The 8005-nt window shown below is 68.2% G+C and carries 10 protein-coding genes and 1 pseudogene; 3 read left to right on the forward strand and 8 right to left on the reverse strand.

What is annotated here, in order from left to right; translation table 11 throughout:
• The 3 genes from A9X05_RS19365 to A9X05_RS19375 all read left to right on the forward strand — a co-directional run.
• Positions 1 to 441 (forward strand): SMP-30/gluconolactonase/LRE family protein (locus A9X05_RS19365; RefSeq protein ID WP_197499132.1); only part of this gene is annotated, 441 nt, incomplete at its 5' end.
• A 13-nt stretch (positions 442 to 454) separates the two neighbouring features.
• Positions 455 to 1291, forward strand: a complete 837-nt coding sequence (locus A9X05_RS19370) for a thioesterase family protein (protein ID WP_067755215.1) — start codon at positions 455 to 457, stop codon at positions 1289 to 1291.
• A 28-nt stretch (positions 1292 to 1319) separates the two neighbouring features.
• Complete coding sequence (locus tag A9X05_RS19375; RefSeq protein WP_067270068.1) at positions 1320 to 1862, forward strand: TetR/AcrR family transcriptional regulator; 543 nt, start codon at positions 1320 to 1322, stop codon at positions 1860 to 1862.
• Here the strand turns inward: A9X05_RS19375 and A9X05_RS19380 are convergent.
• From A9X05_RS19380 to A9X05_RS19415, 8 genes and pseudogenes are all read right to left on the reverse strand, one after another.
• On the reverse strand, positions 1859 to 2209 hold the full coding sequence (locus tag A9X05_RS19380; protein ID WP_067755218.1) for a hypothetical protein: 351 nt from the start codon (positions 2207 to 2209) through the stop codon (positions 1859 to 1861). The two genes, A9X05_RS19375 and A9X05_RS19380, sit on opposite strands and share 4 nt — an antisense overlap.
• Before the next feature lie 34 nt (positions 2210 to 2243).
• On the reverse strand, positions 2244 to 3584 hold the full coding sequence (locus A9X05_RS19385) for an FAD-binding oxidoreductase (RefSeq protein WP_067755222.1): 1341 nt from the start codon (positions 3582 to 3584) through the stop codon (positions 2244 to 2246).
• Between the two features lie 18 nt (positions 3585 to 3602).
• On the reverse strand, positions 3603 to 4196 hold the full coding sequence (locus A9X05_RS19390; RefSeq protein WP_067755346.1) for a DNA-3-methyladenine glycosylase I: 594 nt from the start codon (positions 4194 to 4196) through the stop codon (positions 3603 to 3605).
• A gap of 18 nt (positions 4197 to 4214) precedes the next feature.
• Positions 4215 to 5159, reverse strand: a complete 945-nt coding sequence (locus A9X05_RS19395) for an aldo/keto reductase (RefSeq protein ID WP_067755225.1) — start codon at positions 5157 to 5159, stop codon at positions 4215 to 4217.
• Positions 5146 to 5898 (reverse strand): cysteine hydrolase, encoded by a 753-nt coding sequence (locus A9X05_RS19400; protein WP_067755228.1) that lies wholly within the window; start codon positions 5896 to 5898, stop codon positions 5146 to 5148. The genes A9X05_RS19395 and A9X05_RS19400 overlap by 14 nt, the downstream gene beginning before the upstream one ends.
• A 99-nt stretch (positions 5899 to 5997) precedes the next feature.
• Positions 5998 to 6588 carry a TetR/AcrR family transcriptional regulator gene (locus tag A9X05_RS19405; protein ID WP_067755231.1) on the reverse strand — a complete coding sequence of 197 codons (591 nt, stop codon included), beginning with the start codon at positions 6586 to 6588 and terminating at the stop codon, positions 5998 to 6000.
• A gap of 39 nt (positions 6589 to 6627) precedes the next feature.
• Positions 6628 to 7368, reverse strand: coding sequence for a glucose 1-dehydrogenase (locus A9X05_RS19410; protein WP_067755234.1), 741 nt, complete (start codon positions 7366 to 7368; stop codon positions 6628 to 6630).
• Between the two features lie 16 nt (positions 7369 to 7384).
• A pseudogene (locus tag A9X05_RS19415) lies at positions 7385 to 8005 on the reverse strand (diacylglycerol kinase); the annotation flags it as partial.

Consider the following 8005-nt stretch of genomic DNA (forward strand, 5'->3'; position numbering starts at 1 on the left):
GCCCGCGTCGTCGCCGAAGACCTCGACTTTCCCAACGGCATGGTGATCACGCCCGATCGCCGGACCCTGATCGTCGCCGAGTCGATCGGCCGTCGGCTGACCGCGTTCACGATCGATGAGGACGGCGGGCTGGCCGACCGCCGCGTTTTCGCCGAGGGCCTCGACGGTCCGCCCGACGGCATCGCGCTCGACGCCGACGGCGCGGTGTGGGCGTCGATGACGCTGGCCCACCAATTCGAGCGGATCATCGAGGGCGGCGCCGTCACCGACCGCATCGACATGGGTGAGCGCGTCGCCATCGCCTGCGCTCTCGGCGGCCCCGAGCGCCGGACGCTGTTCTTGTTGTCCAGCACGGACGCCTATCCCCAGCGCCTGGTCGGGACCCGGCTGTCCCGGCTGGACGCCGTCACCGTGACCACCCCCGGCGCCGGCCTGCCCTGACGAGAGATTGAGGATGACCGACTCCTACTACGAGCTCGTCGACGGCGCCGACCCGCTGGGGGAGAAGTTCCGGGCCACCGACCTGGCGCGCGGCACCTGGTCGGCCGCGATCCAGCACGGCGGGCCGGTGTCCGCGCTGCTGGTCCGCGCCCTGGAGCGGTGCGAACAGCGCGACGACACCCGCCTGTCCCGCGTCGTCATCGACCTGCTGGGCGGGGTTCCCGCCGAGGGTGACCTGTGGGTCAACGCGCGGGTGCAGCGCGGGGGCAAGCAGATCGAACTGGTCGGGGCCGAGATGCTGGCGCCCGGTCCCGACGGGGAGCCCCGCCCGGTGGCGCGCGCCAGCGGCTGGCGGTTGCAGACGCTGGACACCCGGGAGGTGGCCCACGCCGCGCCCGACATGCCCGCGCCGCGCAGCGAGGCACGCGACCGCAACCTGACGGCGCGGGACTGGGACCGCAACTACGTGCACAGCCTCGACTGGCTGTGGCTGACGGAACCGCTCAGCGAGGGCCCGGGCGAGTCGTGGATTCACCCGACCGTGGACCTGGTGACCGGCGAGAGCATGACACCGCTGGAGCGCCTGTTCGCCGTCGCCGACTGCGCCAACGGCATCGGCAGCAAGCTGGACATCAGCCGATGGACCTTCCTCAACACCGATCTGGCCGTGCACGTGTTCCGGGTTCCCGACGGGGACTGGATCGGCATCCGCGCCGAGACGAGTTACGGCCCGGACGGCGTCGGCACCACGGTCGGCACATTGTTCGACGAGCAGGGCGCGGTCGGGGCCATCCAGCAGTCCGTCCTGGTGCGCCCGCGCCCGCCCAAGTCCGGCCGGGGAGCGAAATGACCTTCCACCACTTCGTAGAGTTGCAGATATGAGCCGGCCGGCCCAGACCGCAGAACCTGACACCTCGACGCGTCAGCGGATCCTCGACGCCACCGCCGAGGTGCTCGGCCGCAACGGCAAGACCAAACTCAGCCTTTCCGACGTCGCCGCCCAGGCGGGGGTTTCCCGCCCGACGCTCTACCGCTGGTTCGCGTCCAAAGAGGAACTGCTGTCCGCCTTTTCGAGCTACGAGCGGCAGATCTTCGAGAGCGGCCTGGTGCGGGCCACCGCGGGCCTGAAGGGGGTCGACAAGCTCGACGCCGTGCTGCGGTTCATCGTCGAGTACCAGCACTCGTACTCCGGCGTCCGCATGGTCGACGTCGAGCCCGAGCACACCATCGCCCAGTTCTCCGGGGTCATCCCGCAGATGCGGGAGGGCCTCCAGCGCCACCTGCCCGGACCCAACGCCGCGGTGAAGGCGGCGACCGTCATCCGGATCGCGATCTCGCACTACATCGTCCCCAGCGACGACGCCGATCAGTTCCTGGCGCAGCTGCGGCACGCGGTCGGCATCAAGCCGCCGTCCGATTAGTCGAGCTGCACCGCGACCTTGACGCGGCCCTTCTCGTCTCGGCTGGCGCTCGCGTGTCCGGTCCGGTCCGCGCCGTCGAAGTTGAGCAGCGTGATCGGACCGCCCTCGCCGAGAAAGTTCCGCCACCAGGTCTTGTTATCGGGCGACATGACGTTGATGACGATGCCGTCACCGGAGCGGCGGTAGCCGACCGGGGTCTGGATCGTCTTGCCCGAACGCCTGCCGACGTAGCGAATCTTGATCAGCCCGCGTCGTACCAGTCGCCCGACGACGGGCGCGTCGATCATGCCGTTGAACAAGTTGTTGACGACTCCGACGATGGGCGTGTCGAAGATCCCGGATGCCATGGATCCCAGCTTATGTCAGGCGGCGCAAGAACGATCAGTCGAACAGGACCGCGGCGTTCAGGTAGCCGGTCGGGTCCAGCGCGGCCTTGATCGTGCGCATCGCCGCGACGTCCGCGGGCTCGCGGGACATGCCCAGGTAACCCCGCTTGCGGGTGCCGACGCCGTGTTCGGAGCTGACGTTGCCGCCGGATCGCGCGATCAGTTCCATCATCGGCCTGTACAGCGCCTCCTCCCTCTCGACTTGGCAGCGCAACACGTTGAGGTGCAGGTTGCCCTCGCCGATGTGGCCGAACAGCACGGGCAGCGCCTCCGGCGCGTGGGCGTCGATCAAATCGACTGCCTCCGCAGCGAATTCGTCGATCGACGACAGTGGTAGGGAGACGTCGAACTTCAGCGGCGGCCCGTACACGCCGAGCACCTCGACGAGTGATTCACGCACCTGCCACAACCGCTGCTGCGCGGCGACATCCACGCCAACCGCGGGTTCGGAGGACATTCGCGCGCCGTCGAGCAGGTCCGCGAGCCGGTCGGTCTGGTCGTGGTCGGCGGCCAGTTCCACCAGCAGCAGCCAGTCGCCGTCGACCGGTGAGCCGACCCCGAGGTGCTCGCCGGTCAGCGCGGCGGCCCGGCCGTCGATCAGTTCCAGCGCCGCGATGCCGTCGACGTCCCGGAACGTCCGGCCGGCATCGATCAGCGCCGCCAGGTCGTCGAACCCGCAGATCGCCGTCACCCGCCGCGCCGGGGTGGGGTGCAGGCGCAACTCCAGCGCGGTGATCACCCCCAGGGTGCCTTCGGCGCCGACGAACAGCGCCGACAGGTCGTAGCCGGTGTTGTCCCGGCGCACCCGGCTGTGGCGGCGCAGCAGCGAGCCGTCGGGCAGCGCCACCTCGAGGCCGACGACCTGTTCGCCCATGTTGCCGTAGCGGACCGTGCGCAGCCCGCCGGCGTTCGTCGACGCCATCCCCCCGACCGTCGCCGTGTCCCGCGCGGCCAGGTCCACGCCGAACAGCAGGCCGGCGACCCCCGCGGCCCGTTGCACCGCGGCCAGAGTCGCGCCCGCGCCCACCTGAATGCGGCGCTCGACGGTGTCGACAGGGTCGAGGGCGTGCAGCCGCTCGGTGGACAGCAGGACATCGTCGTGCTCGGGGACGGTGCCCGCCACCAGCGACGTGCGCCCGCCCTGCACGGTCACGTGGGACCCGGCATCCCGGCAGACCCGCAGCACCTCGGCGGCCTGTTCGGCCGAGCCGGGGCGCACCAGCGCACTGGCCCGGCCCCGATAGCGGCCGGTGTGGTCGACGCTGCGGCCCGCGAGCACATCGGGATCGGTGACGACGTGGTTCGATCCCACTACCTCGGCCAGGCTGCGCAGCATGCTCGCGGTTATAGCACCTCACGCCGGGGCACGGAAACAGCCCTCGAAATGACCGTTTTCAATCCCGACGGTATGCATGAACGAGTGGGCGACCACGGGTCCGACCATCCGAAAACCCGCTTCTCGCAACGCTGTTGACAGCTGGCGCGATTCCGGACTCACCAGCCGGCCATCGCTGAAGGTTCGGAGCCGATGGTGGCTGTGGGGTCGATGCTGCCAGGCCAGACGCGACAACGAGTGCGTCGATAACAGGCGGGCGTTGTGTAGCGTGGCTTCGATCTTGCGGCGATGGCGAATGATCGACGCATCGGTCATCAACCTTTGCACGTCGCCGGGCGTCATTGCTGCGACCGCCGCCGGGTTGAAGCCGTGGAACGCCTTGCGCAGGTTGTCCCGCTTGTCGAACACGGTCGCCCACGACAGGCCGTTCTCGAAGTAAGTCAGCACCAGCGCCTCGAAGAGCAAGGCCTCGTCGTGTGTCGGTGTTCCCCACTCGTGATCGTGATACGCGGTCAGATCGCGGCCCGTTTGGGTGGCCCACCGGCAGCGGGTGACGCCGTCGGGACCGGGTATCACGCTGGCAAGGTGGGTCGGCACGCCGACGCCGGCCATCGCCCTCACGACACGACCCTAGCCCCGAGGTACCTCGGCGAATCCCGGTTCACCCGCGTCGACGACGGAATTGAACCGGATCCGAGTTTCCAGACGTTCGTTGATCTCTTGGATCGCGCTGTCGGGAAGCGTTGTGACATCAAAGTTCTCGCGGATGCGCGGCGGTGAAACCGATGCGGTCAGAACCGCGCTGCCGCGCTGGATGCCCCAGGCCAGCAGCACTTGGGCGGGCGTCTTGCCGAGCCGCCGCGCGATCGATACGACGAGAGGGTCCTCAAGCAGCCGCGGTTCGAGTGCGTGCCCGAGTGAGGCGAAGGCCAACAAGATGATGCCGTCGGTCTCGCGCAGCTGGTGCAGCTCCCATTGGGGGTGGTACGGGTGCGACTCGACTTCCACGACCGCCGGCTTGATGCGCGCGGTCTCGATGATCTTTCTGGTGCCGTCGGCGTCGATGTCCGAGAGGCCTATTGCCCGCGTAAGGCCCTCGTCGACAAGGTCTTCCATCGCCGCCCAGGTTTCCGCCAGGGTGACCCCGTCGTCGTAGACGACGGCCCCGTGAATGTCACGGGGGTCTTGGTCGTCGCCCGGCTTGAAAGCGAACGGGGTGTGCACCAAATACAGATCGACCGCGTCGAGCCCGAGCCTGTCCAGGCTGGCTCGCAGGGCGGGCCGCACCCGCTCCGGTCGATGGTTGTTGTTCCACAACTTGGTGGTCACGAACAATTCCTCGCGGCGGACCGCTCGTTGCGCGAACAGATCTTTGAGGGCCGCACCGACCTCGGCTTCGTTCCGATACCGCTCGGCGGCGTCGAGGTGACGGAACCCCGCTTGGACCGCGGTCTTTACGGCATCACGCGTCTTGGTGTTGTCGGACAGCGAGGTGCCGAACCCGAGCGCCGGGATCGCGCCGCTCCCGTCGTTCAGCACGAACCTGCGTTGACTGAGACTTTCATTCGGTGCCATGGCGTTCGGACTCCTTTGTTTTCGACGGATCTACCGGGTTGGTCAGCAGGGCGACGGCTTCGGACGTGGTCCAAACGGCGCTGGCGAGGAATCGGAAATTCACCAAAGCGGCGAGGTAGCCGTCACATTCGGGCAGGCGCGGGCCGGCCGTGGCATCCTTGACGACGGCCACCTCGAAGCCCTGCTCGATGAGTTCGCGGAGATGGCCTTCGACGCACAGGTTGGCGGCCATCCCCGCCAGGACGACCTGGCTGACCCCGCGCTTGCGCAGCTGAAGCACCAGGTCATTCGATTCCGGGCCTACGATCTTGTGGGGTGAGGCGATGACGGTCCGGCCGTCGTGAATGTGGTTGCGGTAGGCCGGCAGGAAATCGGCGCCGGAGCCCACGAATCCGTCTGCCGCGTAGGCGCTTTGGCGCGCGAACATGCCGGCGGAGTCCATGAACTTCTCCAGCGGATCACCGAACCGCCACTGCTTGTCGGTGGGAAAGAAGTAGTGCGGCGACACCGCGACGGTGATGCCCGCCCGTTTCGCGGCGTCGAGCAACTCGCCGATATGGGCGACGACGTCGTTGTCCCGGACGCCGTCGCCGAACACCTGCCATGCGGCGCCCGCCGGGCTCAGGAAATCGATCTGCGGATCGATGAGAACCAGCGCGGCGCGGTCGAGGTCGAGCTCGAAGCCGGAAGCGGGCAGCCCAGGCGTCTGGGGGTCGGCGTCTCTGGTTGGCTCCGGCATGGCGCGTCCTCGGGGTCGGAAGGGGTGGTCCCTCGATAATAAATGACCAGTCGCCTATTTAACAAGCGGCGCCCGTGAACGATTCCGCCGCCGACCACATCAGTGCAGAAGCGCCTGGACCGTCGTCGCCTCGAATCGGTCGTACGGGGCCCTACTGCGGGTCACCTTCCCCCGCAGGGCCGCACCTTCCCACGCCTCGATCAGTTGGGAGGCGAGTTCGGGAGCGGCGAGGTCGCGACGGACGCCACCGGAGCGCCGCTGCCCGGACCGCACACACTCGGTGAGGGCGGCGCCCCAGCGATCGAGAATGCGCACGAGTTCGGCGCGCACCGGCTCGCTCGAACCGCCCAGCTCGAGCGACAGGTTGCCGATCAGGCAGCCAAGCAGGAAATCGCCGGCCTCGTGCTCGTCGGCAAGGGCATGGAAGAAGCGGGTGATCCGGTCCTGTGCCGGACCGGCTTCGTCGAGGATCGGCAGCAGGCGCGCCTCGATGTCGGCCCAGTAATGCTCGAGGATCGCCGCCGCGAACGCTTCCTTGCTTGGGAAATACGCGTAGAACGACCCCTTCGGGACGCCCGCCGCGTCGGTGATGTCCTTGACACCACTCGCGGAAAATCCCCGAGCGTGCACCAGTTCGAGCCCCGCGGCAAGGAGGCGACGGCGCACCTCGGGATTCGGCGGACGCGGCATTCCTCGATGGTAGCCGACCGGTCGCCTATCTTCGACGGTCTAGAACGCCTTGTGCGGCACGTCGGTCACCAGCCCGCCGTCCATGACGAACTCGCTGCCAGTCGAGTAGGACGACTCGTCGCTGGCCAGGAACAGGATGAACGTCGACACCTCCCGCGACTCGGCCGGGCGGCCGAGCGGGATCGTCACCATGTCGTCGGGCAGGTGCTGTGTCATCGGGGTGCGGATGAAGCCGGGGTGCACCGAGTTGACGCGGATGTTGTGCGGCGCCAGCTCCAAAGCCGCGGACTTCGCCAGGCCGCGCACCCCCCACTTGGAGGCGACGTACGGGTGCACCATTGGCGCGCCGCGCAGCCCCTCGATGGAGGACACGTTGATGATCGACCCGCCGCCCGCGGCGATCATCGGCTCGACGGCCGCCCGCATGCCCAGGAAGGTTCCGGTCAGGTTGACGTCAATCACCTTCTGCCACTTGGCCAGATCGAAACTCTTCAGCGGTCCGAGCGCGACGGTCCCGGCGTTGTTGACCAACACGTTGAGCTTGCCGAATTCGCTGACCGCGGTCTCGACGGCGGCCTCCCACTGGTCGGGCTGGGTCACGTCGAGGTGGACATAGCGAACGGCGTCACCGATTTCGTCGGCGACGGCCTTGCCCTCGTCGTCGAGGATGTCGCCGATCACCACCTTGGCGCCCTCGGACGCCAGCAGCCGCGCATGCTCGGCGCCCATCCCCCGGGCGCCCCCGCTGATCAGCGCAACCTTGCCATCTACCCGTCCCACAGGGACTCCTTTCGATTTAAGTGCTCACCAAAGTGGTTGGTGCGTAAAGGCCTTTGCCGGTGACCAACGGCAGGTCGAGCGTGGTCCGAATGCCGGGCGGTGCCGCGATGACCGCGGGGATCGCATTGACGATGCGGCCCGCGGCGCCGGCGATCGCCGCGTGGTTGTGATCGCCCTTGCGGCTGCTCGGGATGATGTCGACGGCGTACGACGGCTCCCCGGTGATCTCGACGCGGTAGGAGCCGTCGCCCGCGGCGGGCTGAGGCAGGTCCGGCCGCAAGTCGGGCCGCAGCCGGGTGACGTGCTCGATGACGATCGCGGGGTGGCCCTTGACCATGCCGCGGATCTCGAACTGCAGCACCGCCACGGTGCCCTTGGCGACCCGGCCCACCGCGATATCGAAGTCCTCCGGCGCCGGCTCCCGCTGGTAGGACTCGGTGATCTCGTCGACCTCGATGCCCAGGCCGGCGGCCAGCTGACGGATCGCAGTGCCCCAGGCGATGCTGAGGATGCCCGGTTGCAGCAGCATCGGGATCTCGTCCATCGGACGGCCAAACCCCATGTAGTGCATCACCTCTGCGCCGTCGTAACTCGCGTAGTCGTGAATCTCCATGCAGCGCACCTGCTCGACGCGCTG

Source organism: Mycobacterium sp. E3298, from assembly GCF_001666895.1.
Classification (GTDB): domain Bacteria; phylum Actinomycetota; class Actinomycetes; order Mycobacteriales; family Mycobacteriaceae; genus Mycobacterium.

What these genes read in the sequence shown, in the direction of transcription:
- A9X05_RS19370 (WP_067755215.1), top strand. Translation starts at nt 455, where the DNA reads ATGACCGACTCCTACTACGAGCTCGTCGACGGCGCCGACCCGCTGGGG.
- A9X05_RS19375 (WP_067270068.1), top strand. Translation starts at nt 1,320, where the DNA reads ATGAGCCGGCCGGCCCAGACCGCAGAACCTGACACCTCGACGCGTCAG.
- A9X05_RS19400 (WP_067755228.1), bottom strand. Translation starts at nt 5,898, where the DNA reads ATGCCGGAGCCAACCAGAGACGCCGACCCCCAGACGCCTGGGCTGCCC.
- A9X05_RS19380 (WP_067755218.1), bottom strand. Translation starts at nt 2,209, where the DNA reads ATGGCATCCGGGATCTTCGACACGCCCATCGTCGGAGTCGTCAACAAC.
- A9X05_RS19405 (WP_067755231.1), bottom strand. Translation starts at nt 6,588, where the DNA reads ATGCCGCGTCCGCCGAATCCCGAGGTGCGCCGTCGCCTCCTTGCCGCG.
- A9X05_RS19385 (WP_067755222.1), bottom strand. Translation starts at nt 3,584, where the DNA reads ATGCTGCGCAGCCTGGCCGAGGTAGTGGGATCGAACCACGTCGTCACC.
- A9X05_RS19390 (WP_067755346.1), bottom strand. Translation starts at nt 4,196, where the DNA reads ATGGCCGGCGTCGGCGTGCCGACCCACCTTGCCAGCGTGATACCCGGT.
- A9X05_RS19395 (WP_067755225.1), bottom strand. Translation starts at nt 5,159, where the DNA reads ATGGCACCGAATGAAAGTCTCAGTCAACGCAGGTTCGTGCTGAACGAC.